The organism is Georgenia sp. G2120, assembly GCF_055326485.1.
In genome coordinates, this window is sequence record NZ_JBUZNL010000007.1 from 143,264 (window position 1) to 170,221 (window position 26,958).

The 26,958-nt window shown below is 68.7% G+C and carries 20 protein-coding genes; 4 read left to right on the forward strand and 16 right to left on the reverse strand.

Annotation, left to right across the window (positions count from 1 at the left end; all coding sequences use genetic code 11):
- Positions 1 to 9: 9 nt before the first annotated feature.
- Positions 10 to 678: a response regulator transcription factor gene (locus ACZLMO_RS09895; RefSeq protein WP_463653642.1), complete on the reverse strand. Its 669-nt coding sequence runs from the start codon at positions 676 to 678 to the stop codon at positions 10 to 12.
- Positions 675 to 1,898, reverse strand: a complete 1,224-nt coding sequence (locus tag ACZLMO_RS09900; RefSeq protein WP_463653643.1) for a sensor histidine kinase — start codon at positions 1,896 to 1,898, stop codon at positions 675 to 677. Before ACZLMO_RS09900 ends, ACZLMO_RS09895 begins: the two co-directional genes overlap by 4 nt.
- Before the next feature lie 155 nt (positions 1,899 to 2,053).
- Here ACZLMO_RS09900 and ACZLMO_RS09905 point away from each other — a divergent pair, with 155 nt between their 5' ends.
- Positions 2,054 to 2,509, forward strand: coding sequence for a hypothetical protein (locus tag ACZLMO_RS09905; protein WP_463653644.1), 456 nt, complete (start codon positions 2,054 to 2,056; stop codon positions 2,507 to 2,509).
- A gap of 226 nt (positions 2,510 to 2,735) precedes the next feature.
- On the opposite strand, the gene ACZLMO_RS09910 is transcribed toward ACZLMO_RS09905, so the two are convergent.
- The 7 genes from ACZLMO_RS09910 to ACZLMO_RS09940 all read right to left on the reverse strand — a co-directional run bounded on the left by ACZLMO_RS09910 (position 2,736) and on the right by ACZLMO_RS09940 (position 11,542).
- On the reverse strand, positions 2,736 to 3,989 hold the full coding sequence (locus tag ACZLMO_RS09910; protein ID WP_463653645.1) for a Gfo/Idh/MocA family protein: 1,254 nt from the start codon (positions 3,987 to 3,989) through the stop codon (positions 2,736 to 2,738).
- Between the two features lie 32 nt (positions 3,990 to 4,021).
- Positions 4,022 to 5,017: an ABC transporter permease gene (locus tag ACZLMO_RS09915; protein ID WP_463653646.1), complete on the reverse strand. Its 996-nt coding sequence runs from the start codon at positions 5,015 to 5,017 to the stop codon at positions 4,022 to 4,024.
- Complete coding sequence (locus ACZLMO_RS09920; protein ID WP_463653647.1) at positions 5,014 to 6,030, reverse strand: ABC transporter permease; 1,017 nt, start codon at positions 6,028 to 6,030, stop codon at positions 5,014 to 5,016. Before ACZLMO_RS09920 ends, ACZLMO_RS09915 begins: the two co-directional genes overlap by 4 nt.
- A complete protein-coding gene (locus tag ACZLMO_RS09925; RefSeq protein WP_463653648.1) occupies positions 6,027 to 7,553 on the reverse strand; it encodes a sugar ABC transporter ATP-binding protein in 1,527 nt (508 codons plus the stop codon). Before ACZLMO_RS09925 ends, ACZLMO_RS09920 begins: the two co-directional genes overlap by 4 nt.
- 109 nt (positions 7,554 to 7,662) lie before the next feature.
- Positions 7,663 to 8,745 (reverse strand): substrate-binding domain-containing protein, encoded by a 1,083-nt coding sequence (locus tag ACZLMO_RS09930; RefSeq protein WP_463653649.1) that lies wholly within the window; start codon positions 8,743 to 8,745, stop codon positions 7,663 to 7,665.
- A 374-nt stretch (positions 8,746 to 9,119) separates the two neighbouring features.
- Positions 9,120 to 10,265, reverse strand: a complete 1,146-nt coding sequence (locus ACZLMO_RS09935; RefSeq protein WP_463653650.1) for an ROK family protein — start codon at positions 10,263 to 10,265, stop codon at positions 9,120 to 9,122.
- 86 nt (positions 10,266 to 10,351) lie between these two features.
- Positions 10,352 to 11,542, reverse strand: a complete 1,191-nt coding sequence (locus ACZLMO_RS09940; RefSeq protein WP_463653651.1) for a GDSL-type esterase/lipase family protein — start codon at positions 11,540 to 11,542, stop codon at positions 10,352 to 10,354.
- A 119-nt stretch (positions 11,543 to 11,661) separates the two neighbouring features.
- Here ACZLMO_RS09940 and ACZLMO_RS09945 point away from each other — a divergent pair, with 119 nt between their 5' ends.
- Entirely contained in the window at positions 11,662 to 12,795 is a 1,134-nt protein-coding gene (locus tag ACZLMO_RS09945; protein WP_463653652.1) for an aminotransferase class V-fold PLP-dependent enzyme, read from the forward strand.
- 318 nt (positions 12,796 to 13,113) lie between these two features.
- A complete protein-coding gene (locus ACZLMO_RS09950; RefSeq protein WP_425714127.1) occupies positions 13,114 to 13,836 on the forward strand; it encodes a LysM peptidoglycan-binding domain-containing protein in 723 nt (240 codons plus the stop codon).
- A 391-nt stretch (positions 13,837 to 14,227) separates the two neighbouring features.
- Here ACZLMO_RS09950 and ACZLMO_RS09955 read toward each other — a convergent pair whose 3' ends face one another.
- The 5 genes from ACZLMO_RS09955 to ACZLMO_RS09975 are packed head-to-tail and all read right to left on the reverse strand — an operon-like array spanning position 14,228 to position 21,530.
- The gene (locus tag ACZLMO_RS09955) at positions 14,228 to 14,497 is read right to left on the reverse strand and encodes a hypothetical protein (protein ID WP_463653653.1); all 270 of its coding nucleotides are present in this window, start codon (positions 14,495 to 14,497) and stop codon (positions 14,228 to 14,230) included.
- Positions 14,494 to 17,019 carry an AAA family ATPase gene (locus ACZLMO_RS09960; RefSeq protein WP_463653654.1) on the reverse strand — a complete coding sequence of 842 codons (2,526 nt, stop codon included), beginning with the start codon at positions 17,017 to 17,019 and terminating at the stop codon, positions 14,494 to 14,496. Before ACZLMO_RS09960 ends, ACZLMO_RS09955 begins: the two co-directional genes overlap by 4 nt.
- A gap of 43 nt (positions 17,020 to 17,062) precedes the next feature.
- Complete coding sequence (locus ACZLMO_RS09965) at positions 17,063 to 20,368, reverse strand: DEAD/DEAH box helicase (protein ID WP_463653655.1); 3,306 nt, start codon at positions 20,366 to 20,368, stop codon at positions 17,063 to 17,065.
- Positions 20,365 to 21,144, reverse strand: coding sequence for a hypothetical protein (locus ACZLMO_RS09970; RefSeq protein WP_463653656.1), 780 nt, complete (start codon positions 21,142 to 21,144; stop codon positions 20,365 to 20,367). The genes ACZLMO_RS09965 and ACZLMO_RS09970 overlap by 4 nt, the downstream gene beginning before the upstream one ends.
- Positions 21,145 to 21,200: 56 nt before the next feature.
- The gene (locus ACZLMO_RS09975; protein WP_463653657.1) at positions 21,201 to 21,530 is read right to left on the reverse strand and encodes a sulfate permease; all 330 of its coding nucleotides are present in this window, start codon (positions 21,528 to 21,530) and stop codon (positions 21,201 to 21,203) included.
- Positions 21,531 to 21,740: 210 nt separating this feature from the next.
- Between ACZLMO_RS09975 and ACZLMO_RS09980 the strand changes: the two genes are divergently transcribed.
- Positions 21,741 to 22,742: a DNA-processing protein DprA gene (locus ACZLMO_RS09980; protein WP_463653658.1), complete on the forward strand. Its 1,002-nt coding sequence runs from the start codon at positions 21,741 to 21,743 to the stop codon at positions 22,740 to 22,742.
- A gap of 42 nt (positions 22,743 to 22,784) precedes the next feature.
- Here the strand turns inward: ACZLMO_RS09980 and mobF are convergent, their stop codons facing one another.
- Positions 22,785 to 26,345, reverse strand: coding sequence for a MobF family relaxase (gene mobF / locus ACZLMO_RS09985; protein WP_463653659.1), 3,561 nt, complete (start codon positions 26,343 to 26,345; stop codon positions 22,785 to 22,787).
- 383 nt (positions 26,346 to 26,728) lie between these two features.
- On the reverse strand, positions 26,729 to 26,958 hold a 230-nt coding region (locus ACZLMO_RS09990), incomplete at its 5' end, for a hypothetical protein (RefSeq protein ID WP_463653660.1).

Consider the following 26,958-nt stretch of genomic DNA (forward strand, 5'->3'; position numbering starts at 1 on the left):
GCACGAGCGTCAGCCGTCGCCGCCCCCCGGGGTGACGAGCCCGGACTCGTAGGCGAGGACGACGAGCTGCGAACGGTCCCGGGCGGCGAGCCGGGCGAGGAGCCGGCTGACGTACGTGCGCGCGGTCGCGGGAGAGATGAGCAGGGCGGCGCCGATCTCGGCGTTGGACTCCCCCAGTCCTACCCGGGCCAGGACCTCGCGCTCCCGGGCGGTCAGTCCGTCGAGGAGCGCGGGCCGCACGTCACCGGCCGTCCCGCGGGCGACGTGCGCCAGGAGGGTCGTCGTCACCGCCGGCGAGAGCAGCGCCTCCCCGCCCGCGACGACCCGCACGGCCTCGCGCAGATCGGTCGGCGACACGTCCTTGAGGAGGTAGCCCGACGCGCCCGCGCGGACCGCGGCGAGCACGTCCGCGTCGTCGTCGAAGGTGGTGAGCACGACGACACGGACGTCGCTCAGGCGGGAGTCGGCCACGACCTGTGCCGTGGCCGCGATGCCGTCGAGCCGGGGCATCCGGATGTCCATGAGCACGACGTCGGGGGCGCGGGTCCGGACGGCGGCCATGCCGTCGAGGCCGGCGGCGGCCTCCGCGACCACCTCGATGTCGCCGTCCCGCTCGAGGAGGGAGCGCAGGCCGGTGCGGACCAGCTCCTGGTCGTCGACCAGGACGACGCGGATCACGTGAGCCTCGCCGGGACGCGTGCCACGACGACGAACCCCTCGCCGGGCGCGGACGAGGTGGTGAGCGAACCGCCCAGGAGGCGGAGCCGTTCGGCCATGCCGGTAAGGCCGTAGCCGGCGGTGACCTCGGCGGCGCCCACGCCGTCGTCGGCCACCGTGAGCTCCAGGGTCCCGCCGGCGAGACGGGCGCGCACCGTGACCGTGCGCGCGCGGGCGTGGCGGAGCACGTTCGTCAGCGCCTCCTGCACGACCCGGTAGCCCGCCGTGTCGACCGGCCCGGACAGCTCGGCGACATCGACGACGACGTCCGCCGACACGTCGATCCCGGCCTGGCGCGCACGCTCGACGAGCGGGCCGATCGCGTCCAGCGAGAGCACCTCGCGCCGACGATCCTCCGCGCGCAGGACGCGCACCATCGTCCGCAGCTCTCCGAGCGCACGCGCGCCCTCGTCGCGGATCTCGGCGATGGCGTGGCCGGCGGCGGACACGTCGGGCGCCTGCCGGGCGGTGGCACCGACGCCCGGCGGGCGGGGCGTGGTGGAGCGACCCTCGTCGCCGTCCCGCCCGAGAGCCTCCAGCCCCACGCTCGCATGGAGGGTGATCGCCGAGAGCGCGTGGCCCACCGTGTCGTGCAGGTCGCGGGAGATCCGGTCACGCTCGACCTGGACCTGCATCCGTCCCTCGCGTTCGAGCTGCTCACGGGTCATCTCGGCGATCCGCGCCTGCTGCTCCGCCCGCGCCCGCCCCGCGCGCACCCCGTACCCGAGTGCGATCGCGCCGCCGATGAGAGCGAGGTTGGCGACCGACTCGTACCCGAGGACGTAACCCGCCGGGCGGGGATCGTCCCGGAGCCGGAAGAGCTGCGCGACGACGAGGACGACGGACCCGCAGGCGATCGAGGCGCGGGTCGCCCCCGCCTCGGCGGCCGAGTACAGCGCACCCAGGATCGGGACGGCCACCCCGATCACCGGCAGGTCGGCCGCGTAGTAGCCGAACGTGCCCAGGGCGCTGACGACCAGGACGCCCACGGGAAACCGACGGCGCAGGAGGAGGACCGCACCGAACCCGACGGCGAACAGGTGCGCCAGCGGCCGCGGCGCGCCGCCCGGCACCGGCTCGGCGAGCGCGACGATCATGACGAGGGCCGCGGAGACCCCCACCGCGAGCAGCAGGTCGACGACCCGGGGCGCGGGTCTCGCCGAGACCGTGGCGCCCGTCATCCCGTCAGCCTAGGCAGCCGTGCCCCGTTCCGGGATCGGCCGCAGGGCGGACAGCGGTGTCGCCTCCGGACGTACGGCGTCGTCGTCGGAGCACGACGGGACGAGCGTCCCGGTGCGGACGCGGGTCCCGGGACGCCGTCCCTAGCGTCGCGACCATGAACACTCACCACGCATCACGGTCCTCGGCGGACGGTCCCACGCGACCCTGGCACGCCGGCATCGGCTGGGCCCTCGCCGTCGGGCTCGGCCTGTTCGGGCTCGTGCGCCCGCTCGCCCGGATCGTCACCGGCCAGGCCGAGGTCGAGACCGGTGCCGCGCTCCCGATCGGCGCCACCGTGCTCGTCACCGTCGTCTGGGTCGCGGTCGTGGGACTGGGCCGGACGCGGCGCCCCTTCGCCACGCTCGTCGTCACGGGACTCGTCTACGCGGTGGCGTCGATCCTGCTCAGCGGGATCCTGTCGCCCCTTCTCGACGGCCGGCTCGACGGGCCGCTGGCGAACCCGATCGCCATCGTCCCCGTGCTTGCGGTCAACGCCGGTTGGGGTGCGGTCGCCGGTCTCCTGGCCCTCGCCGTGCGCTCGACCCGGGACGACGCCGAGGTACGGCGCTGACCCCACGGGGCCGCCGCACGGTCGTCGTCCGAAGGACCGCACCGCGCGGTACGTCCTCCTGCACCCGTCGCGAGGGACGGCGTCCGGACGCGCGACGACGCCCCGGCGGTAGTCGGCGGAGTCCGCCGGGGCGTCGCGCTGGTGCGGTCGGTCGGTGACGGGAGCGGACCGTCACCGGGCCCCGACCGCGGACGGGAGGGAGCGATGAGGCCCTCCCGGGCTGGGGTCAGGCGCGGGGGTTCCACTCCCCGCGCGCGACGGCGGGCACGTAGTCCGTCAGCTCGAACGGGAAGCGCACCGTCTGGCCGGTCTCGGCCGAGTGGTAGGCCGCCATGAGCAGGCGGACGACGTCGAGGCCCGTGCGGAGGTTCTCCACCGGCTGGCGACCCGCGAGGAAGTCCGACGCGAACGTGGCGTTCTCCCCGGTGTAGCCGTAGGTGACGGACTCGTCCGAGACGATCGGCATGAGGCCCTGCTCGGCGTTCTGCTTCTCGACCATGTCCTCGCCCTCGGCCTGGACGAGCGCGCGGGAGAGGAAGATCTGCGACTCGGTCGACAGGGTGTCCGACTTCATCGAGTACTCGGGGCCGAGCAGCTCGAACGACAGCCGCAGGCCGGCGCCGACGTAGCTCCACGAGGTCGTGGCCTCGACGACCACGGGCTCGCCGTCGCCGTTGACGAACTCGAAGACGGCGTGGGCGTAGTCCTCGCTCGGGGTCTTCGTGTAGTCGACGACCCCCGGGTACGTGTCCGAGAGCTGCTTGGCGTACGCGGCGCGGCCCCACTTGAGGGACGCGATGGTCGCGGTCACCGAGACCGGGGTCAGCCACTCGGCGGAGTCCTTGCCGGGGGGCGTGAGCAGGAACCGGCCGGACTCGACCGAGTGGCACATCATGTCGTTGAGGACGCCGCCGCCCTCGTCGGCGCCGTTCCAGAACCACGTGTTGTGCGGGCCGGAGTGCTCCTCGGCGGCGCGCGCGAGGTAGGGCGTGCCGGCCACGGAGGCGCCGCGGTTCCACAGCAGCTCGTGCGCCCGGGTGATGCTCGGGGAGAAGACCTGGTTCTCGAGGTAGCCGTGCAGCAGGCCCGCGCCCTCGACGAGCTCGAGGACCTGGACGGCCTCCTCGATCGTGCGGCCGAGCGGCTTCTCGATGGCGATCGCCTTGAGCTCCGCACGCCCGGACGTCACCTCCTCGGTGATCGCGCGGACGACCTCGAGGCGGGTGAAGTTCGGCGTGAGGACCCACACCGCGTCGACGCGGGGGTCGCGCACGAGGGCGGCGACGTCGTCGTGCACCGCGACGTCCGACCCGACGCCGGTGGCCTCGGCCTTCTCCGCGAGGGCCTGGGCGGAGGCGCGCGTCCGGGAGGTGACGGCGACGATGTCGGCGTCCCGGACTCCCTGCCACGAGTCGACGTGGAAGTTGCCGATGAATCCCGCCCCGACGATTCCGACGCCGAGGGTGGTGCGCTGGGACATGATGGATCTCCTTGTGAGGTCTGTCGTGGTGGTCAGGAACGGAGCCGGCGTTGGCGTCCGAACAGGGCGAGGATGGACAGCAGGACGAGGCCGGTGATGATGGTCCGCCAGGACTCGGGGATCCGCACGGTGGTGAGGAAGCTCTGCAGGAACTGCAGGAGGACCGCGCCCACCGCGGTGCCGGCGTAGCCACCGATGCCGCCGGCGGCGAGCGTGCCGCCGATGATGACGGCCGCGACGGTGGTGAGCGTGTAGTCGTCGGCGAGATTGAGCAGGACGGACTCGTTGTAGCCCAGGAGCATGAGCCCGCCGACGACCGCGAACGCGCCGGAGGCGGCGTAGGCGCCGACGACCGTGCGGTTGACCGGCAGTCCCGAGAGCCGAGCGGCCCGCCGGTTGGTCCCGACGGCGTAGAGGTTCCAGCCGTAGGAGGTCCGGCGCAGCAGGAGCGTGACGACGACGACGAGGGCGAGCCACACGTAGACCACGCCCGGGACGCCGAGGAACCAGCGGGTGTTGACGAGGCTCGTCAGCATAGGTGCGCTGCGCCCGGCCGCGACGCCCTGGGTGTAGGCGAGCGAGAGGCCGCCGGCCACACCCATCATCCCGAGCGTCATGACGAACGGCGGGAGCCGCAGGGCCACGATGCCGAGGCCGTTGATCGCTCCGAGGCCGGCGCCGAGGGCGACCGGGATGAGGATGCCGAGCAGGAGGTTGGAGTTGTCCCCGTCCATCACCCGCGCACCGACGATCGCGCCGAAGGTGGCGACCGCGCCGACCGAGAGGTCGATGCCGGTGTTGCCGGACAGGATGACGATGGTCTGGCCGATCGCCATGATCCCGAGGAAGCTCGCCACGCGGAGCATCGAGATGATCTGGCCGTAGCTCGCGAAGCCCGGCGAGACGAGCTGGCCGACCACGAGGATGGCGATCGCCGCGAGGGCGGCGACGACGATGGGCTGACGGAGAGCCGTCACGAGCCGTGCCCGCAGGTCGCCGTCAGAGGTCAGGTCCGTCGCGGTGCTCATTCGGACTCCCTCCGGTTGGTGAGGACCGACAGCGCGAAGGCGGCGATGATGACCAGGCCGCTGATGAGCGGCCGCCAGAAGGTCGGGACGCCGAGCGGTCCGAGCACGTTGTCGATGATCGTGAGGATGACGGCACCGGCGACGGCGCCGATCGCGGTCCCGCGACCGCCGGACAGGGCGATGCCACCGAGGACGACGGCGGCGATGGAGTCGAGGATGAACGCCTCCCCGATGAACGGGTCGCCCGATCCGGAGTTCGCCAGGATGGCGAGCGAGGCGGCGCCGACGAACGCGCCGGCGACCGTGTAGGTCAGCGCGCGCGACTTCACGACGGGGACGAGCGAGGTGTAGGCGGCCTGCTCGTTGCCGCCGACGGCTCGGATGTGCCGCATGAGGCGCGTCCGGTCGAGGGTGACCCAGGCGGCCATGCCGGCCAGCACGATGAGTGCGGCGACGGGCAGCCCGATGATCGTGTCGCGGTACATGCTCACCATCTCGCCGGGGACGCTGCCACCCGGCGAGGGCAGGACGACCAGAGCTGCACCGGCGAACACGGAGCCGGTCGCGTAGGTGGCGATGAGGGGCTGGAGCCGGACGACGGCGATGACGAACCCGTTGACGAGGCCGCACAGCGCCCCGGTGAGGATGCCGGCGGCGAGGCCGACGAGGATCCGGCTGTCGTCGCCGTCCATCGCCTTGAGTGCGACGACGCTGGAGAGCGCGAGGTTCGAGCCGACCGAGAGGTCGAGCCCTCCCCCGATGACGACGATGCCCTGCCCGATCGCGACGAGCACAAGCGGCGCGAACGTCGCGAAGTTGCTCGTGATCGAGTACTCGGTGAAGAACGTCGGCTGGAGCGCGGCGTTGAGCGCGATGACCGCGACCAGCAGGCCGAGCGTGACCCAGCCGGACAGGGAGAAGGTCAGCCGGCGCTGCCAGCCGCCGTCCCGGAGCCGGTCGGCGATCGTGGGTGAGGTCGAGCCCTGCGTGGAGCTCTCGGTGGTCTGCGTCATGAGGGCATGGCCTCCTTGTCGTCGTCGACCAGCAGGGCGCTCGCCACGAGGGCAGAGTGGGTGATCTCCTCACCCTCGAGCTCGTTGACGACCCCGCCCTCGAACAGGACGAGCACGCGATCGGCCAGCTCCTCGAGCTCGGCGTCGTCGCTCGAGTTGAGGACGACGGCGACCCCGTCCGCGGTCAGGGCCCGGATGATCGAGTAGATCTCGGCCTTCGCGCCGACGTCGACGCCCTTGGTCGGGTCGTCGAGGAGGACGATGCGCGGGTCGGCCGGCAGCCACTTGGCGATGACGACCTTCTGCTGGTTACCGCCGGACAGGCTGCTCACCGGGTGGTCGAGGGAGCCGATCTTGATGCTCATCGCCTTGACCTGCTCGCGGGCGACCGACCGCTCCTTGCGCATGGAGATCGCGCCGAGGAGGGCGCGGGCGCGCAGCGAGACGGTCGAGATGTTCTCCTGGATGGAGCGCTTGTCGTAGAGCCCCTCCTTGCCCCGGTCGCCGGGGACGAGCGCGACGCCGGCGCGGATCGCCGTGCGGGTGCGGCCGAGGCGGCGCGGCGTGCCGTCGATCGTGATCTCGCCCGAGGTGGCGGGGTTCGCGCCGAACAACGAGAGCAGGAGCTCGGACTGGCCCTGGCCCTGCAGGCCGCCGAGGCCGAGCACCTCGCCGGGCCGGACCTGCATCGTCACCTTGTCGACGCCGGGAGCCACGAGGTCGGTCGTCGCGATGACGGGCTCGGACCCGGGTCGACGGTTCGTCTCGGTCGCGGCGCCGACGCGCGCGGCGAGCTCGTCGCCGACCATGAGCCGGACGAGCTCCTTGTCGGTGGTCTCGGCGACCTCGACGGTGGCGACGTTGAGGCCGTTGCGCAGGATGGTCGCGCGCTGGCACAGCGCGAGGACCTCCTCCATGCGGTGGGAGACGAAGACGACGCCGACGCCGTCGGCCGTCAGCTCGCGGACCACGGAGAACAGGAGCTCGACCTGGTCGCGGTGCAGCGAGGCGGTGGCCTCGTCGAGCACGAGGAAGCGCGGGTCGCGGAGCCAGGCCTTGCCGAGCTCGAGGATCTGGCTCTGGCCCGGGCCGAGCCGCCCGGCGCGGGTGTCGGGGCGCACCTTGGGGCCGAGGCCGGGCGCCAGGCGCTCGAGGACCTCGTCGACCCGCTTGCGCTGCTTGCCGGGCGTGAGGAAGCCGGCGCTCGTGGCCTCCGTGCCGAGCACGAGGTTCTCCGCCACGGTCAGGTGCGGGACGATCGAGAGGTGCTGGTAGACCGACGCGATGCCGTGGTGCTGGGCGTCGAGCGGCCGGTCGATGGAGATCTCGGTGCCGTCGATGGCGATGCGGGCGCGGTCGGGCTTGACGGCGCCCGACATCACCTTGTTGAGCGTGGACTTGCCCGAGCCGTTGGGGCCGAGGAGTCCGTGGACCTCGCCGGCGCGCAGCTCGAGCGAGGCGTCCTTGAGGGCCTGGACGCCGCCGTACCGTTTGTCGACCTGGTCGATCGTGAGCGTGCTCATCCGGGCACCTCCTGAGGGCGGATGTCGTGGGGCGGGACGGGGTCCGGGTCAGGGACCCCCTGGCGCACGAGGGGCGGCGCCACCGGTGCGGTGGCGCCGCCCCGTCGCGTCACTCGGCGAAGTACTGGTCGACGTCGTCGGCCGTGAGGACCGAGTCGAGGACGTAGGTGTCGGGCTGGTCGGAGACCTCGGCCCACTGCTCCTCGATGTTGTCGTTCGTCACCGGGTCGGCGAGCTCGAGGACGACCGTGTTGCCGTTCTCGAGCTGCGACTCATCGAGCTCGTCGCCCTGGAGCAGGCGCATGGCGATGTGCAGCGCCGCGGCCCCGGTCCCCGGGGGGTTGATGACGCCGATGCTGGAGAAGTCGGTGCCCTCCTCGAGCATGGTGGTCCAGCTCGACATGAACTGGACGCGGGCCTCGCCGCCGATGACGAGGTCCTCGACGGCGTCGGCGGCCTGGACCGCGCGCAGCACGCCCTGGGCCATGCCGTCGTAGGTCCAGATGCCGTCGATGTCCGGGTTGGTCGAGATGAGGTCGGTGGCCGTGGTCTGGCCGACCGACTGGTCCCAGCCGCCGTCGCCGCGGGCGACGACCTCGATGCCGGCCTCCTCGAAGACCGGCTCGGCGCCGGCCCAGCGGGCGTCGGTGGCCGGGTTGCCGGACGCGCCCTCGACCGTGACGATCTGCGCGCCCTCGCCGACCTGCTCGGCGAACCACTCCGCGCTCGTGCGGCCGAGGTCCTCCTGGGAGATGCCGACGTTGACGACGTCCGCGGTCTCGACCGCCTGGTCGATGGCCATGACGATGATGTCCTGGCCGATGGCCTCCTGGAACACGGCGTCGAGGGCCGTGGCGGAGTTGGGGTCGACGATGATGACGTCGACGTCCTGGTTGATGAGGTTGCGGATCTGCTGGATCTGGCCGTTGACGTCCGCGTCGGCGTTCTCCATGACGAGCTCGTCGACGAGGCCCTGCTCCTCGTACTCCGCGAACGTCTCCTCGATGACCTGGATCATCTGGGTGCGGTACTCGCTCCCGACGAACGCGTTGCTGACGCCGACGGTGAAGGGGCCCTCCGCGGCCTCTCCACCCTCGCCGCCGCCGCCCTCGTCGTCCCCGCCGCCGCAGGCGGCGAGGACCATGGCGAGTGACAGGCCTGCAGCGGCCGTCGCTACTGTGCGCTTGCGCATGACAGTTCCTCCTTGAACCGGTGGCCGACTTATTTTTGGGGTGATGCAAAGTCGTGCCGTGAAGCTACCCCGGCGCTCCGCCAGGCGTCAAGCACATTCGATCACGCGGCGCGGCGCGCCCCTCGGAGCACCGATGAACGGATCGGCCACAGCTCGGCCACGGATCAGCCACGGCCCGTCGAGACTGCGGTTCGTCGTCGTCGAGATTGCGGTTCGTCGTCGTCGTCGAGACTGCGGTTCGTGGTCGTCCGGGGTGGTGCGAGGACCCGCGCCGACATGCCGAGAGTGCGGCTCGGACCGGGCCGAGCTGTCGAGAGCGCGGCTCGGGCCGCCTTCTCTCCCACGGCCTGCCCCCGCACCGCCGACGCGACCGGTCAGCCCGTGATGAGCGAGCCGAGCCCGCCGCTCTCCTGGAAGGCGCGCAGGCCGGCGCCGACGAGGGCACCGGTCGGGCCGATCGAGGGGCGCTCGAGCCGGGGCATCGTCACGACCTGCCCCTCCATCCGGGAGGCCAGCAACGGGATGACGAGGTCGCCCCAGCGGTCGAACAGGCCGGAGAGGACGACGACGTCCGGCTCGAGCAGCGCGCACACGTTGACGAGCGCGAACGCGTAGTCGTCGAGGAGCTCGCCCAGCAGCGCGCGCGTCCCCGGCTCCCGGGCGGCGGCCCGCTCGAGCACGACGTCGGCGTCGCGCGGGTCGTTCCCGGTCACCAGCCCGAGCGCCGAGGCACGGGAGGCGATGCCGACCCGGCCGAGGTGAAGCTCGAGGTCACCGAAGCCGCCGAAGGTGGTCCCGAGCGCGTCGGGCGAGAAGAGCATGCGGCCGATCTGGCCGGCGGCCCCCGTCGCGCCGCGCCACACCCGGCCGCCCTCGACGATGCCCATGCCGACGCCGTCGAAGACGGCGATCGTCACCAGCGTCTGGACGTCCTCCCAGGGGCCGCGGGCGAACTCCGCGAGCGCGATGAGGTTGGCGTCGTTCTCCACGACCACGCTGAGGCCGGTCGCCTCCTCGAGCAGGTGGCCGAGGGGGACGTCGTGCCAGTCGAGGGACGGCGCGAACTGGACCGTGCCGTCGTGGTGGACGGGCCCGGGCACGGAGACTCCGATGGTGAGGACGGGCGGGCCGTCCTCGGCCGCGGCGGCCGCGGCGATGTGGTCGATGACCACCTGGAGGCGGTCCTGTCCCTTGGGCCCGGGCGTCGGCACCCGCTCCGTCGTGATCGCCGAACCGGTGAGATCGAGGTGCGCGAGGTCGATGTGCCGGTCGGCCACATCGACCGCGAGGACGACCCCGTGGCGCTCGTCCAGCTCGACGAGCACGGACGGCCGGCCGCCGGTCCCGAGGTCGGCACCCACGTCGCGGACCAGCCCCGATCGCATCATCCGGGCGACCCACCGGTTGACGGTGGCCGGCGCCAGACCGGTGCGCCGAGCGACGTCCACCCTCGAGATCGGCCCGAGGTCTCGGATGCACTCGACGACCCGACGGCCCGGCGGGACCTCCTCCTCCGGCACGTCGCCCTCCCCCTCGTCTCGTCGATGCACCCGCGGGTGCGCCGGCGTTCGGTGGAGCGACGGCGTCGACGGACGATACCGCCGGATCAGGGCCCTTGGTGCGAGTCCGGGGTGGAAGTCCTCCCCGGCGAGGATCCTGCGAACGGTCCGCCGGGGCCGAATGCACGGTTCGCGAACCGGGAACCCATGAGCTCGTGAGTCGCGGTGTCCGGGTGCAGGGCGTCCGGCATCGGGTGCGCGACCGCGTCCGACTCGCCGTAGAGGTCCCGGCCGTCGAGGAGGTGCAGGTGTGGATCGTCCCTGCGCGCGACGACGTCGGCGAGCACCTCGCGCACGACCTCCAGCGTGAGTCGGCCGAGCTCGACGTCGCCCTCGGTCCCCGTCGCGGCGAAGCGCACCTGCCCACGCGCCAGGGCCTCGGTGTCGAACGCGCCGGGCCCGGGCGTGCGTTCGTGGATCGCGCAGAAGATCGGGGAGACGACGAGGAGCGGGGTGTCGGGGTGCCCGTCGCGCAGAGTGTCGAGGAACCCGTGGACCGCCGGGACGAGCGTCCGCACGCGCATGGCGTCGGCGTTGACCAGGTTGATGCCGAGCTTGACGCTGAGGAGGTCGGCGGGCGTGTCCCGCATGAGCCGGGCGAGGCCCGGATCGACGAACGCGTTGCCGCCGAGTCCGAGGTTGCGCAGGTCGACGCCTCCGAGCCGCGCCGCCCGCGAGGCCCAGGTCCCCGCCGGCGTCGCCGCGTTGGACCCCTGGCTGATCGAGCTGCCGTGGTGCAGCCACCGCCGGCTCGTCCGCGGGGCCGCCGCCACCGGTGCGTCCGAGCGCAGCTCGACGAGCTCGACCGTCTCGTTGTGCGGCAGCCACAGCTCGAGGCGCTTCTCCCCCGCCGCCAGGCCCCCGAACCGCGCGACGTGCGCCGGCCCGGCCACGAGCTCGGTCTCCCCGGTGGTCAGGTCCGTCACGAACGCGTCACCCCCGGTCAGCTCGTCCGTGGCAAGGAGCTCGGACCCGACGACGAGGTCGACGGCGCCGCGCGGGCGCTCGATGCCCCGGTAGGCGAGGTGCGTCGGGTGCAGGACGAGCTCGAGAGACGTCGCGGCCGTGTCCACGACGATCCGCGCGCCGGCCGGCTGCGCCTCCATCGCCGCCATCCGCGGGTCGGGCACCTGCTCGCAGACCCAGGCCGGCAGCCGGTGGGGGCGCAGGCCGCGGGCCGTCGTCTCCAGGCGGTCGATCCCGACCACCAGGTCGGGGGTGACCGGAGTGCTGATCATGTGCGTCCTCTCGTCCGTCCGCGCCGGCCGGCGCGGCGCGGCACCCACCACCGTACGGACGCCGGCCCGGATGCCGTACGGACGATCGCCCCGCCGCGTATGCGTGGCACAGTGTCCGCGTGAGCCTTCCGCACGACGACGTCGACCCCGACGGCCTCCTCGAGTACTCGGTCGTCTTCACGGACCGCGCCCTCAACCACATGTCCGCGCGCTTCGTCTCGGTCATGCAGGAGCTGATCGACATCCTGGCCGAGACGTACGCGGCGCACAGCGTGGCGATCGTGCCCGGCGGCGGCACGTACGCGATGGAGTCCGTCGCCCGCCAGCTCGTCACGGGCCGTCGCGCCTTGGTCATCCGCAACGGGCTCTTCTCCTACCGGTGGTCGCAGATCCTCGAGCGGGGCGCCATCGCGGACGAGGTCACCGTGTGCGCAGCACGCCCGACGACGACGGGGCACCGGTCGGTGTGGACCCCCGCGCCCGTGGCGGAGGTCGTCGAGGCGATCCGCACGGGCCGCCCCGACGTCGTGCTCGCCCCCCACGTGGAGACGGCGGCGGGCATGGTGCTGCCCGACGACTACCTGCGGGCCGTCGCCGAGGCTGTCCACGAGGTGGGCGGCCTGTTCGTCCTCGACTGCGTGGCCTCCGGGGCCCTGTGGGTGGACATGGCAGACATCGGCGTGGACGTCCTGCTCACCGCGCCGCAGAAGGGGTGGAGCGGGTCGCCGGGCGCCGGGTACGTCATGCTCGGCGAGGCGGCCCGGGAGGCCGTCCTCGCGACCGATTCGACCAGCTTCGCGGCAGACCTGAAGAAGTGGCTCTCGATCGCCGACGAGTACCGCGAGGGCCGCGCGCCCTACCACGCGACGATGCCCACCGACACGCTGGCCCACAACCTCGAGCTCATGCGCGAGACGGTCGGGCGCGGGCTGGAGACCTTGCGCACGTCGCAGGTCGAGCTCGGCACCCGGGTCCGGGAGCTGCTCGCCTCCCGAGGCCTGCCGCCGGTGGCCGACGGAGAGTTCGCGGCGCCGAGCGTCGTCGTCGTGCACACCGACGACCCGGCGGTGCGCACGGGCGCGGCGTTCAAGCAGGTCGGCCTGCAGGTCGCCGCCGGCGTCCCCCTGCAGTGCGGCGAGGGCGAGGACTTCTCCACCGTCCGGATGGGGCTGTTCGGGCTCGACAAGCTGGGCGACGTCGATGCCGCGGTCGGCCGCCTCGAGGCCGCTCTCGACGCGATCGACCCGCGCTGAGACTCGACGACGGCGTGGCCGACGCCACGGCCCACAACGCCGAGGCACGGTAGACAGCACGCCCACCTCTTCCTTAGCGTGGCGGGCGCGATGCGTTCAGGTCACGGATCGGCAACGCCGGACCGACCGCCAGGCCAGTCGTCGACTGGAATGGCGTGACCTGGGCAGTCACGTGTGTCACGGTTCCGCAACGCGGAGCCGGGGTGACGTCGTGCACGTCCCACGGGCGTCCGCCAGCCTCAGTCGCTGCCGGGCGGGCGCCCTCCTGACAGTCGATCAGCAGGTGGCAGCCTGACGTGAGGCACCCAGGAAGAGATCATGCGAACTCGAAAGACCACGACCGCAATCCGCAGCCTCGCCGTCGCCGGCGTCCTCGCCGCAGGAGGCGTCATGGGCGCCTCGGCCGCGAGCGCTGCCCCCACCTCCGTCTGGGACGACCTCGCGCAGTGCGAGTCCGGTGGCAACTGGTCGATCAACACCGGCAACGGCTACTACGGCGGGCTCCAGTTCCACCCGCAGACCTGGGCCGCCTTCGGTGGCACCGGCAACCCGGCCGACGCCTCGCGCGCCGAGCAGATCCGCGTGGCCGAGAACGTGCTCGCCGTCCAGGGCTGGGGCGCATGGCCCGCCTGCTCGGCCCAGCTCGGCCTCTCCGGCAACTCCGTGCCGGGCGGCGGCGAGGCCGCGCCCGAGCCGGCTCCCGAGGAGCAGGCGCCGGCACCCGAGACCGTCCCGCAGGAGCAGGCTCCCCAGGAGCAGGCCCCGCAGCAGCCCGCGCCCGAGCCGGAGGCCGCCCCGCAGGAGCAGGCTCCCCAGGAGCAGGCGCCCGCACCGCAGGCCGCTCCGCAGGAGCAGGCCCCGGCGCCGACCGTCCAGGGCTCCGGCGAGGAGTACGTCGTGGCCGAGGGCGACACCCTCAGCACGATCGCCGAGGCCCACGGCATCGCGTCGTGGGAGGACATCTACGCCCTCAACGCCGACACGGTCGCGGACCCCGACCTCATCTTCGTGGGCCAGGCCCTCGAGCTCCCGGCCGCCTGAGGCGACCGGCACCAGCCGCTCCCCTGACGGGGACCTGCACGGCAGGCACCACGGACCGCCGGTCCACCGCGAGGTGGGCCGGCGGTCCGTCGTCGTGGGACGAGGATGGGTGGGGAGCAGAAAGGGCCGCCTCCCGCGTTTCCGCAGGACGGCGGCCCTTCAGCTGTTGTCGGGCTGACAGGATTTGAACCTGCGACCCCTTGACCCCCAGGCGTCTAGACAGCCTGGTCGAGGCCGGAAACCGCGTGATTCCGGACCTCAGATCATGCAGAGCAAGCCACGAGATGCATGGATCGCATGATTCTGGTCCCCTTTTGGTCCCCCTGCGGAAGACATTAGAGAAGGCTCTGCGGGCGCCACCGAGACATGAGTGGTCTGTTGGCGCGCTCGGTTACACGTGCTTGCGAATCCACTCCCAGGTGTCCTTCGTCAGCCAGCCCTGACGATCCTGGCCCGAGATGTCGACGACAAACAGCCAGCCGCTGTCGTCCATCGCGCCTCGTAGGTGGGTATACACGGCGTCCGCCGACGTGTTGGAGACCACGATCCATGTGGACTTCATCAAGTTCGCCCATGTCCCGTACGACTTGATGCGTTCTATCAGCGCTTCATAGTCCTGGCCCGGCGCGTTCAGGTCATAGGTGACCAGATACGCGCTCATGCGTTTTCTCCTCTCAGAACGTGCTCCGCATTTGTGCTCGATTGGCTACCTGCGGGGCTCTCAACAACAGTTTCAGGCTCGCCAGCGATAGCCGGCGTTGCCTGGTCTTCTTCAGTTTTGGGGGCGGGAAGGGTTGGCTCGGTCGCAGCTTTGCGCTTTCCGAGATAGGCAAGTGACCGAAGAGCGGCGTGAAGCTCCTCAATGTCTTCGATGGCCTCACGCGGGTCCTCGTCGAGATGGAACCGAGGCCGCCACGAGCGCATTTCAGCCCGGACGTCTTCTGCTTCCTCAGAGTTGTCGAGTTGCCCTGAGATCTCCTCGATGAGCAACAGCACATGTTCTCGCGTGGCCGTCGAGACATGCTCTCGTATGAAACGGTCTCGTGCACGGTTGATGCGGCTGGAAACCCGCTCGACGCTCTCGGCGCGGACAGCTTTTCGTTGCCTGACACCGAGGGCTTCGAATAGCTGACGGAAGTTCCTGGATAGGGTCTGGCGATCCTGCTCTCGCGTGGCGTCGCTTGCGAGTTCGGCGAGGACGCTCCGAGCGAAACCGATCTTGTTCAGTTCGAAGTTCTCCTGAGCAGTGAGCCTGCGGATCGTTTGCTCCAGAGCGTCAATCGTTCCCTTCGCCCCTGCAGCCGGCGGCTCCCCTCCCGAGCCCTCACCGAACACCGGGCCGATGCTCAGTCCGAGCTTCGGGATGTCGATGTCTGGGACGAACTCGGCGCAGTAGCTGCCTGCAGCTGCGATCGCGATGTCGATCGGTATCAGGTCCTCAATGGCGACTCTGCCATGTGGGTTGTCGGTTGTGACGTCATCGAGTTCCGCGTCGGAAAGTTGAAGCACAAGGTCGTCGGCAATGAGCGGCTTGCGCCGCGCACCGCCTTTACGGATTGTCGCCCGAGCTTCGTTACCTGCTTTGTCGCCGTCGAGGAGCGCGATCACTGCTGGCTGTTCAACGTCACGCCCTCTGGCGAGATAGATCAGATACGGCACCTGACTTACACCACCGGCAGGGACGAGGGTAATACGGTTGAGATCAAGCCTTTCGCGATCGGGAGCATTCTGGCGACCCAGCCAGCTTGAGATTCCGGCGAGCAGAATCTGATCAGATGGACCCTCCAGCATTAGGTTGCAGGTACCGATGAAGGCTGTCTCACCTACAAAGCTCCCGAACGCAGATCTGAGCGGTTCGTAGTGATTCTGTGCGACGCTTGCGACGATGCGTGTCCCCTCGTCGTATTCGCCCTTTTCGAGTACTCGAATACGCTCGGCGTGGTTCTTGTCGATCAGGAACGGTGAGTGCGTGACGTAGAGGACTTGTACTGGAGCGCGGGCGTCGTCTTCGGGTTCAGCGAAGTCTGCGAACACTCTCAGGAGGTCCTGTTGACCGGAACTCGATAGGAAGCGGTCGGGCTCGTCCATCAGCAGAATTTCCGGTCGGCCGTCGCTAGGGGCCTCGTGGGCCAGGTACTGCACGAAGTAGCTCAGGAAGTACTTGAGGCCATCGCTTCTCTCGTCGAATCCATAGGAGCGTCCAGTCCGGTCCCGGATCATGAAGACCAAGTCGTACTCGAAGAGCGCGACGAACAACTCGAACTGACTGTCCTGCGTCCACCAGTGCGGGAAGTTGAGCGCCTTCGACAACTCACTGTTGATCGTGTCGACGATGCTGTTCGCGTACCCGTTCTTTGTGCGGACTGCGGTCTGCAACTCCACAAACTGGGAGCGGTCGAGGCCTGCGACCTTGAGCAACAGGTCAGCGGCGAGATGGTACTTCTTGAGTTCTTTCTCGTCGATTGATGTCGAAGTCTTGAAGGATGTCGAGATTTCGCTCGCCTGGCTGACAACGGAATCTTTCGAGTCAAACCAGGTGGAGTTGTTCGTGAAAGCGTCCCAGATGCTACGAAGCACGCTGCGCCCAACGGCTGCCGCCGGTTTGCCAGTGGCCAGGAACTCCAGCGGGACGCTATCCGGCAGGGGAATGTCGGCATCGATGTTGAACGGGGCTGGAAGCCCGGCATCGTTCAAGAGCGACGGCTTCTTGACGTGACTAGGTTTCGTCCACTGATCGCCTCGATGAGCGTATAAACGTAGTTGCGGGGTCGTATTCATCCGGAAGATGGCGACACGATCAGTTCCAGTGAGTCCCGTCTCACCGGTCGCTTCTTCAATCGCTTCGATGTCAGCATGACTGAGGTCTCGGAACTCGGCCCCGAACTCTGGTCGAATGAGCGTTTTATCGACAGAGAAGAACGGCGAGTATCGGCAGAAATCACTTCTCTCGTATCCTTCACCGGTAAGTGCCGCGCGCACCGCCGCTAGCACCTGGCTCTTGCCCGACTCGTTGCCGCCGACAACAGTGGTGATCTGGTCTTCCAAGCGCAGCCGCACGAAGGGATATTGCGCTCCGGAAGGCGTGCCGTCCCACGGGTCAGGGCTGTAGTTCGGATTCGAAAGGCGAACGTAGTCGTAATTCAGCGAGCGGAAGAATCTTGCGTAGATGGCGGTGAGCTTCATTGCGTGCGCCTTTCAGGGCGTGGAGACGGGTATGGTGCGGCGATCAGTGCGATCCCGATTGAGCTTGTTCTGCCTTGCCCGCGGCGGTCCTAACACCAGGATCACCAGCGCTACCTGACAGCACCTGCCACAGGTCCCGCAGGTCAGACCCCGCCAAGTCTGATCCTCTCGGAACGTGCCGACCCCAGTCCGCGTCTGAGAGTTGCGAAAGGAACTCTCGCGCCTCCGAGGGACGGAGGGTGCCCGACTCATGGCCCTGTGCAAACTCTGCGCCGAGCGAGTTCGCTGCCGTTCTCGGAACTGAACTCATCCGCATCACTACGCCTGCCTCAGTGTTGACGCCGTGATACAGCATTGCACCGAGCAGATTGATGCTTCGCAGGTCACTCTCGCTCACGTTCTCGAAATCAATACCGCTCGTGGGCAGCTTCGACAAGGCGGAAATCCCCCACGTGCCGGCGGTCGCAAGGTTCCGGTAGATTGCCTTGGTTGCCTCCGTAAGCGCGGCAGTTGGGCTTGCCGCATCGCCGAAGTATCGCTCGGCGATGGACTTGATGGAGACGCCTGCCACCCAATCAGCGGCGATCTTTGCCGCTCTGTCGCCGATCCCGGCGCCGACGCCGCTCAGTTCATCGATGCTCTCTCTGATCTGCGGTAGTTGAAGCATGACCCGGATGAGGTCAGGTAGAGCGCTAGAGGTGACGTCGCCAAACAAACTGCCCGGTTGCCAATCGCTCACGTCGAGGGACTTGTCCATCCGACGCATCTCGCCCATCGCTGAACGGATGCCTTCGGGAGTGAATCCCGTGCTGTCAGCGAGCGTCGTCGTTTCAACGTTCTGAGCGAGTTCAGCAGCATAAGCCCGCGTCGCTTCCAGCAACCTAAGTCCCTTCTGCCTTTTAGCGGGACTCGCCTCGGCTAGGGATGAGTATCCGAACGTGTTGCGTAGCAGCAGCTCTGTTTCAGATAGGACAGCATCTAGATTCTTCTTCTGAGCGAAGAGGTGTGCCACGTAGCTACGGAAGTCTGCCCATTGATCGTTGTAGAGCGATCGTTCTAGGTTGAGCAACCGACCAGCATCTTCAAGTTCATCCAGAAGAACCACGAGTCTGGAAACGAGCGCTCCTGCTTGTTCGGACAAGAACTGCGCCAGCGACTCGCGGTCGCCTTCTTTGCTGGATATCCCAACGACGCCGATGCTGTCCTGATCTACACGACCTGCCCTGCCCGCGAGGTTCCAGAACTCGCGGGCGGTCATGGGGCGGTTGAACTTACCGCTGGGCAGGTTCCGACTTGCTAAGAGGATGGACGAGACTGGGAAGTTCAGGCCCTGAGAAAGCCCGGTAGTCGCCACCAGAATCCGTAGCTTTCCCTGCTCGGCGAGCCATTCCATCAGTGCGCGCGTTTCGTCCGAGAGTCCTGCGTGATGCACTCCGACCTGGCGCGCGAGCATGCCAATGAGGGCGTAGTCCTCGCTGATTTCTGCTGCTAGGTAGCGCTGCACCAAGGCGACGTCGGGATCATCCACTTCCGGAAGCTCCTCGGACAATTCCTCGGCGATTGTCCATACGGTGGGGATAGTGGGGCAGATTACGATCGCAGTTCCTCGCTCAGACAGCGTCAGCGCCGCTGCGCCAGCGATCTTGCTGAGACTGTTCTTGATACTGGAAAACGTGCGATCAAGTTGTGGTGCTTCACCAATCTGGTAGAGGCCGGAGACGTTCATCGATGAGCCGCTTGTCAGCATGGGCTCGAAAGACAGCCGCCAGTCCCTACCCCGTCCAGCGGTCGGGGCCACCGCTGAGACAAGACCAATCAGCCGATCGTTGGGCTGCCAAGGGGTTGTTGCAAGACTGATGCTCTTTCCAGTTCGCGGTGCCAGCCATCGGGCGAGGTCATCGCCGTTCGGGACGTAAGGCATGAGCAGCAAGAAGTTCGCCTGAGTGCAGTCTCGTTTGACCGTGGCCAGCAGCAACTCGATTCGGATGCCGCGGTCGGAATCTTCGATGTTGTGCGCCTCGTCAAGCACCAACAAAGCGAGCGGTCGATCGATTGCCGCATTGCGGATAGCCAGGTGGAGCTTTTCCGGAGTTGCCACCAACACGTCGAACGGCGATTCGTTGAGCATTCCGGCTTCGATGTCATCAATCTCCACCGCGGAGGTGAGCTCTTCGACCCGAATGCCGCTTGGTCCGAGGTCACGCCTCAGCCGTCGTGTGATCTGCGAGACCAGCGCCCGTGTTGGCGCCACGTATGCGACCCACCCCTTGTCCTGCTTGAACTGGCTAATCGCTTGAACAATCTTGAACTCAGCGAGGATAGTCTTACCGGCGCTCGTAGGCAGATCGACAACGACCGCTGCGCTTGCCGGGTCCAGCAGTCCCTGTTCCTGAATCGCGATACGCTGCGGAGGCAGCATCTCAAACATCGAGCGGTGTCGGGTCGCAGTTTCGACGATGCTCCGAATCTCGGGACCGATTCGTGTGACAGACCACAGGGCACCCGCCACCATGCGCTGAGCCATCGCGCGCTGCCACTGGAGAACCACCACGAACGCTGGATCAGCAGACTGCTGTGCCGCGGAGATCGCTCGGTCGAAGTGGAAGTCGAGTTGCGTCGCGATGTCGGCTGGCTCCCCTTGCATGAGGTAGGTAGCGACCATCTCCGAGAGCCTGGCCCAGTGGTACAGGGCTACGAGGCGCCACCCAGCGACCTGCAGGTCTTCGGGCCGTGATTGCGCGTTGAAGAGAAGCTCCTCGTTCTCTTTCTGTTCGGCTCGCAGCCGCGCCACGGTTTCTGCGACGCCTTCCAGGTCTTGCCATCCGTCTTTGCGAAGAAGCCGAGTCCAAATCTGCCCTAGGTCACTTAGAACACGTGTGTCCCATGAGCCGTTGGATCGGAAGAGCTCGGGGTTGACTTCGCGCTCGCGCATCCAGGCCCGGTACTCCGCCCAGCGGTCCGAACAGTATGCGAGCGCGCCGAGCTGAAGGACTTGATGTACCAGCGCATCCAACGAGTCGAGCTTCAACGGAAGCGCCCGAAGTAGAGCGAACGCCTCGTGGGCCGCGGCCTCCGCCACCGCGGCGTCTGATGCGCCCGAGTGCAGCGACACCTGCGTGAGGGCCTCGATCCCTTCGCTGGCGACAATCTCGTATGCGAAGGCGACGTCGCGGATGAGAGTCTCGGTCGCGGCGTCGTGAGAGCCCTCGCGGTGAAGCTGGCGACCAAGGTTCGAGTCAACGTACATGGAGGCAGCCGCGTCGTGGGCCGCCTTCACCCGGTCGGCTCCGAGCGCTTCGATTGCCCAGTGCGACCTGAGGCGACTGATTGCTTCGCGGGAGACAGTCATGCCGCGGTCTCCAATACGACCGAAGCATCTGCGACCTGAGCCAGTAGATCGGCGGTTAGGTAGATCGCGACGAGCGCCATGCTGGTTGGTTCTTTCACGGATTGGGCAAGACTGGAGGCTCTGGCCCGAAGGTCTGCCTGGTTTGGTTCGGTCGCGTGGATGAGAACGCCGTAGATGACGACATCCAGGCTGTCTGCTAAGTAGGTCGCAAGCGCCTGACGGAAACTCTCCAGCCACGACTTACCTACCGAGTTCATCGTGAGGTATCGAATCGCCCACCTGCTACGGTCGTCGCCCGCGTTGAGTCCGGACAACTGACTATGAAGTCCGTGGCTCCGGCTCGTCAGCAAGCCGGGAGGCCATGCCTGCTGGTGGCTGGTCTTCACTTCGGCAAAGACGAACCGAACTCGATCGCTCGCGTGGAATCCAACAAGGTCCACGCCCCCTCCGCTGCTATTGGGGTTTCGCGTCGATCGACTGTCGGGCCATGGGAACTCGCATCCGACTTCCGTGATCAGATGATGTTCGGCGAGCGCCTCCCCTACTCGCCATTCATCGAATGAATCAGGAGAAGTGAGGATACTTTCCAAACGCTCGTTCTCGAAGTCGGTCTTTGCCAGGTCGGCGAGCGCCTCGCGCGCTTCTTGGACGCCAGTGTCATCTCGCAGAATCGATTGCACACCAGACGCGATGTCGGCGACATCAGACTCTTCGAGGAGGTGGCCGATCGCGGAGACTGCGCCATGGTCTACGGTGTAAGCCAGCGATCCGACCACTGCACCACCTCTCCCGAGCCCCGGATGCGGAAGGGGTAGACTCCGCTGGCGTCAGTCTACTTGGCACCCTCCGACAGCCAGGCTTCCCGGCGCCCGCGAGTCCTCGATCTGGACAGCACTAGCAGGCTGACGGGTCCGATCCAGAGGAACTTGAAGGCGTTCCAGACGAACAGCAGGACCAGCAGGTACAGCCAGCCGGGGCCGCCGTCGTTGATGATCGTGGTGCAGATCGCCGCCGCATAGAAGTAGACCGCGGCCAGGAGCATGGCGGGGATGCCCCACTTGAGGCCGCGTCTGGTGCGGATGGCGTTGAGCAGCAGGTTGGTGGGGGCATAGCGGAGTACGCCGTAGCTTCGTGCGCTGAGTGCCACGGATGTGCGGAACATTGCGGGCCTCTTTCCTCGTCATAGCGCGACGGTCTTCCGTCGTGGAGGCGGCTATGAACCGAGTGCCCTCAAAGGGGCTGTCCCGAAGGACCCGCGTAGCTATGGAACCTGCCTCGTCATCCAGTCTACGAGCGTGCTCTGACAGGCGGAACCCCCTCGGCGAGAGGGCGTGTACCTCGTCGGTGACCTTGGAGTGAGAGGACACCGATCATGGCGACGCTGGCGGAGCAGATACAGGGCGAGCGGATGGCGCGGATCGCGCTGTCGATGATCGCCGAGCCCAACGACCGAGCCACCGGGCACGTGCTGGCTCGTGTCGGAGGGGTCGAGACGCTGCGGCTGATCGAGTCTGACGATCCCGTGCCGGGCTTGGCTCGCGCCGACGCGCTGATGTGGCGCGAACGCCGCGCTGCACGGATCGCGCCTGCCCTGCTCGGCCGCGTGGCCGAGACTCAGGGCGGGGAGTTCGGCACGCTCATCCCGTCCGACAAGGACTGGCCGGCCGGTCTGGATGATCTGGGCGACCGTGCCCCGTACCTGTTGTGGACGCGCGGAGCGACCTCGTTCCTGACGAGGGCGCTGAGCGATCGCGTCACGGTCACTGGCTCCCGCTCCTCGACCTCTTATGGCGAGCATGTCACGGGCGAGCTGGTGACAGGTGTGGCCGATGAGGAACGCATCGTCGTCGCAGGTGGCGCCTACGGGATCGAGGGAGCCGCGCATCGCGGCGCTCTCGCCGCCGGTGGGCAGACTGTCGCGGTCCTCGCGGGCGGTCTCGACCGTCCCTATCCCGCTGGTCACAGTGAGCTGTTGAACAGGGTCGGCGACGTCGGCCTGCTGGTGAGCGAGGTGCCGCCAGGGTCCGCGCCGACCAGGAACCGGTTCATCGCCCGGAACCGGATGCTGGCGGCGCTGTCCGGTGCGACCGTGATTCCCGAGGCCGGCGTCAGATCGGGGTCAATGAGCACTGTCCTTGCGGCACGTGACCTCGGCCGAGGCGTTGGCGCGGTGCCCGGCCCGGTGACCAGCGCCGCCAGTAGCGGGCCGAACGAACTCATCCGACAGGGCCTCGCGACGCTCGTCACCCAGCCCAGCGACGTGATCGCGTTGCTCGACGCCGACGCGCCCGGCCGCGCGGTCACACGGCCGGAAGTCGGACGGGACCTCGGCCAGCGGCGGCCGTCACCGGGCACGCCGGGACGCTCACTCTGACCGCTCCCCCAACCTTTCTCCTGCCGCTCCGAGCCGGGGTGGTCACAGGCGCGGTGCGGGTCGGGTCACGGCGCTCGGCCGCACCTTCTCCCTCGTCGGGTCGTCGCCTGCGATGGACCGTGCACGGTTGAGGGCGGCGCGCGCTCGCGCGGCGTCGATCATCTGGCTGGTGCTCTCCACTGCCGGACCAAGCGGGTTCCGACTGTCGGTGACCTGGTAGCGGTCGCGATAGGCCGCGATCGTGCGGGCGGCACGCCACCATGCCGCATGCTTCTTCTCGTCCTTCGGCGGGGCGCCGAGCTTCGCCGTCCACAGCTCCTTGTCGGTGAAAGCACTGTGGAGCACAGCGTCGGCGCGTTGCTCGATGAGGTCTCGGCGCTCGTCCAGGGCTCGGCGCATCTCGTCGGCCATCGGCCCACCGGCGTCGGGGATCAGACCGGCGACAAGCCGGGGAGGTTTGCGGGTGCGACCGGACCCGGCCGGTCTGGCCGTGGCGCGTGCGAGTCGAGCATGGAGGACGGAGGCGATGTCGTCGGCATCGTCCAGACTGCGGGCTCCGATCAGCCGTGGGAGCAGGGTGTCAAGGTTGTGGTGGTTGGCATCGGCGTGCCGCAACTCCGCCGAGAGTGCGCCATAGGCGTCGGAGTCGAACACGTCGCCGACCTGCTCAGGCGTGAGACCGGACGCAGCGAGCAGGGTGGCCCAGCGGTCGTGCTGGGCAGCTTGGGCGATCGTCTCGAACTCGGCCGCGAGCTGCGTGATGGAGCCCCAGTGCTCGTGCTCGGCGGTGATCGTCTCGCGCGCCGACAGCTCCGCGCCCATGTGCTGGAGAACGCCGTACAAGACACTGCGGGCAGTGACGTTGGGGTTGTCGCCGGGATGCGGCTCGGTGTGCTCGTGATCGTCGCGGTCAACGGTGACGTAGGCGTAGTTGCCTTCCGCGCCGCGGGTCATCGAGACGTAGAGGTTCTCCCGCGTGGTCGTCGGGGACACAACAACGTGCGAGGTGTCGGTGGTCACGCCTTGCGCCCGGTGCGCGGTGATCGCGTAGCCCAGGTCCAGATGCTCGGATACGTAGTCGGCGGGCAGGACGATCCCACCGCCGAACCGGCGTGCGGCGGGGCGGATGCTGACCGATCCGTCCTCGCGGACGTTGGTGACGATCCAGCGGGCACCGTTGCGGACCCAGGTTCTGCCGTTGCGGAGCCGGCGGTCGTTGTGGCGGGTGATGACCAGATCGCCTTCGGACGCCGCGGTGCCATCGTGCAGACCGACCTCGCGGGTCGGGTTCACGGCACCGTCGATGATCCGGTCGGCCCGTGCTCGGGCGTTGAGCGTGGTGACGGACTCGTGGGTCTCGGCGACGAGGATCGACACACGCCCGGTGGCGAGGTCACGCTGCCAGGCGGTGTAGGCGGCGTCGATCATCGCCTCTGCCTCGCCGCCGGTGATTCGCCCGTGGTCGATGAGCGTGTCGATCGCTTCGGCGCGGCCGTGGCGGAGCTGCAAGGAGGTGGTCTTCTCCCAGGCGTGGGTGAAGCGGTGCAGGTCGTGAAGCTCCGGGGCGTCGTCGCGGGCGTGGACGAGCAGGCCGAACGCGCCGCCTGCGTCGACCGATTGGAGCTGGCCCCAGTCTCCGACCAGCAGGGCTTTCGCTCCGGCCTTCTCGACCTCGCAGGTGATCCGGTCCAGCGACGCGGTGCCTGCGAGGGAGGCTTCGTCGATGATGACGAGCTGACCCGCGGCGAACGTGGTGCCGTGCATGAGGTGGTTCTGCCACCACTTCGCCGTGTTCTCCGTCGCGATCCCCAGATCGTCGGCGAGGACCTGCGCGGCGACCGCCGAGGGGGCCAGGCCGACCACGGACCCGGCGCCGTGCTCTTTCTCCCATGCCCGGCGCAGCGCGCTCATGGCGGTGGTCTTCCCGGCGCCGGCCGGACCGACCAGCACGTCCACGACCCGACCGGAGACGGCGATCGCGGCCAGGGCGGCGGCTTGATCCTCGCCGAGCACCCGGCCGCGCGTGTCGGGCTTGTGGGCGATCCGTTCCACCGTCTCCAACGGCGCCGCGGGTCCGGTCGTCGCGTCTGCGCGGGCCAGGAGGCGGTCTTCGGCGGCCAGCAGCGCCTCGGACGAGAACAGCATGGAGTGCCGGGGACGGAACCGGGTGGTGCCGTCCGGGCGGCGGAACTCGAGCGGGCTGGTCGCCAGCTCTGGCGGGGTGAGCCGCAGAGAGGCGCGCTCGGCCGCGTCCACGACGAGGCCGGTGATCGCTTCGCGGTCTTCGATGCTGGCAAGCCGCCAGCCCATGAGCTGCCTGGATGCTTCGGCGTGCAGGTTCCACCGTGTCCAGGTCGAACGCTTCTCGCCGACCGTCTCCATCACGGCCTGCCCGACCTCTCCCACCACGTCTAGCGGCACGTCATCGGCACGCAGCACCCGACGCTGCTCGCCGCCGCTGGTCAGGGCGAGCGCCCATCCGGTTGCGTCCTGGTTGAGCATGCGGCCGGCGCGCTGTCGCCACTCGCCGGTGAGGTCGGCCAGCGATCTGATCTGCTTCTCCGGCCGGGTGGCGAGTGTTGCCTGCGCCCGAAGTTTCAGCACCGTCCGCGCTGAGGGCTGCCGGCCGTGCTTGGTGACGTACTCCGCGATCAGGCGATCCTTCTCGGTCTCGATGTGCCGGGTGCGGGTGGAGAACTCGGCCACCAGCTCGTCGGGCACGCCCTCGATCTCCCAGGCTGGGTTCCGGTCCCGACCCCGCTCCCTTGCCTCCCAGGCCAGTCCGAGGGTGCGGGTCATCCGGTCGGCGAGGGCGGCGTTGTACAGCTCGGAGACCGCCACGACCGCCGCGTGCATCGGCCGTCCGGCCAGAGTCCGCCAGCGGCCGTCTTGGACGGTGAGCACTTTGTTGCTGATGACGACGTGGGTGTGCAACTGCGGGTCACCCGAGCGGCTGTCGTAGTGATCGAACGCAGCCGCGACGACCCCAGCGACATCGACGTGCGCAACCGCTCCGTCCGGGCCGGTTGCACCTACACGGGTTGCTGCAACCTCGCGTTCGAGGAACGCAACCAGCTCTGCAACCGCCGCATGATGCGCGTCCGCGATCAGCGCCTGCGTGCCCGCGTCCGCAACCGCCCAGATCGCGGACACCGACTTCGGCACGCTGAACGTGAAGTCGAACCCCGCCACGGCACGCCGTGTGCCGCGTTCGGCTTCCTCGGCCTCGATCGCGGTCACTTCCTGCGCCCGGGCCGCTGGACCGAGTTCGGGATCGAGTGCGTCGACGCGCTGCTTGACCCGCTCCGCGATCGACGCGAACTGCTGGTAGGCGCGTCCGAGCGGTTCTCCGGTGATCGGGTCATGCCCCATCCCGATCAAGAGCTGTAGCTGGGCCTCCGACACCTGGGCGCCCTCGCCCAGCTCGCCGTGCCCAAGACGACCCAGGCCCGAGCCCATCCAGAACCCCGGTGGCGCGCCAGCCTCGGCGTAATAGCGGGTCAAAGGTGTGCTGAGACTCCGGTCTCCGTCGCCCGCGGCGACCGACTTCAACAGGTACTTGTAGCCGTCGCCGGCCGACATCACACGCATCGAAACCGTCACCGTCGCGCCCCTTCCTCGGGCACCAGGTAGGCGTGACACGACCAGCCAACGCCGCTCCTACACGCCGCCCTCGGGCGGCGTCGGCCTCGTCTGAAAGACGTGTGGTGGCTCTGAGGTCGGGGCTCCTGCGGAAAGCTGGCTCAGACGAAGTGGCGTCGGTCGGCAGAACAAAGCGCTGCACTTCGACATGGTGGCGGGCGCACCACAGACACGCCGATCGCAGTGCTTGCCCGTGAGGTGGGGTGGAACGATCCTGATTTCGCGGCCCGTCAGTTCCGTCGTAGCGTCGGCGTGACGCCGAGCCGCTACCGAGCCATCGCCCGCGCGCGTGCCGCTACCGGGGCCGGGTGAAACGCGCATCGAGCCGGGTCATATCCGCAGGATCAGCCGCCTCCGCCCCACAGCTCCCGAGCGCTCCGGTACTCCGGTAAGGACTCGTCGGGTTCATCGCGGAGCCTGACGGTCGCCAGTCTCGTTCCGTCGTCCGTCTCGTCTTCCTGATCCGCCCGGCGTACCTCGTGGTCGCACGGCTGCTGCCTCTCGGCGTGGCCCGGCGGAGGGAGGTCAGGCATGGCTATGAGGAATAAGACACGTGAAGCGAAGCTCGAAGCTC

Bases quoted from the DNA above. Each gene is read 5' to 3' on its own strand.
- ACZLMO_RS09965 (WP_463653655.1), bottom strand. From the start codon at position 20,368: ATGACTGTCTCCCGCGAAGCAATCAGTCGCCTCAGGTCGCACTGGGCA.
- ACZLMO_RS09930 (WP_463653649.1), bottom strand. From the start codon at position 8,745: ATGCGCAAGCGCACAGTAGCGACGGCCGCTGCAGGCCTGTCACTCGCC.
- ACZLMO_RS09905 (WP_463653644.1), top strand. From the start codon at position 2,054: ATGAACACTCACCACGCATCACGGTCCTCGGCGGACGGTCCCACGCGA.
- ACZLMO_RS09980 (WP_463653658.1), top strand. From the start codon at position 21,741: ATGGCGACGCTGGCGGAGCAGATACAGGGCGAGCGGATGGCGCGGATC.
- ACZLMO_RS09955 (WP_463653653.1), bottom strand. From the start codon at position 14,497: ATGAGCGCGTATCTGGTCACCTATGACCTGAACGCGCCGGGCCAGGAC.
- ACZLMO_RS09960 (WP_463653654.1), bottom strand. From the start codon at position 17,019: ATGAAGCTCACCGCCATCTACGCAAGATTCTTCCGCTCGCTGAATTAC.
- ACZLMO_RS09940 (WP_463653651.1), bottom strand. From the start codon at position 11,542: ATGATCAGCACTCCGGTCACCCCCGACCTGGTGGTCGGGATCGACCGC.
- ACZLMO_RS09915 (WP_463653646.1), bottom strand. From the start codon at position 5,017: ATGAGCACCGCGACGGACCTGACCTCTGACGGCGACCTGCGGGCACGG.
- ACZLMO_RS09910 (WP_463653645.1), bottom strand. From the start codon at position 3,989: ATGTCCCAGCGCACCACCCTCGGCGTCGGAATCGTCGGGGCGGGATTC.
- ACZLMO_RS09900 (WP_463653643.1), bottom strand. From the start codon at position 1,898: ATGACGGGCGCCACGGTCTCGGCGAGACCCGCGCCCCGGGTCGTCGAC.
- ACZLMO_RS09920 (WP_463653647.1), bottom strand. From the start codon at position 6,030: ATGACGCAGACCACCGAGAGCTCCACGCAGGGCTCGACCTCACCCACG.
- ACZLMO_RS09950 (WP_425714127.1), top strand. From the start codon at position 13,114: ATGCGAACTCGAAAGACCACGACCGCAATCCGCAGCCTCGCCGTCGCC.
- ACZLMO_RS09975 (WP_463653657.1), bottom strand. From the start codon at position 21,530: ATGTTCCGCACATCCGTGGCACTCAGCGCACGAAGCTACGGCGTACTC.
- ACZLMO_RS09925 (WP_463653648.1), bottom strand. From the start codon at position 7,553: ATGAGCACGCTCACGATCGACCAGGTCGACAAACGGTACGGCGGCGTC.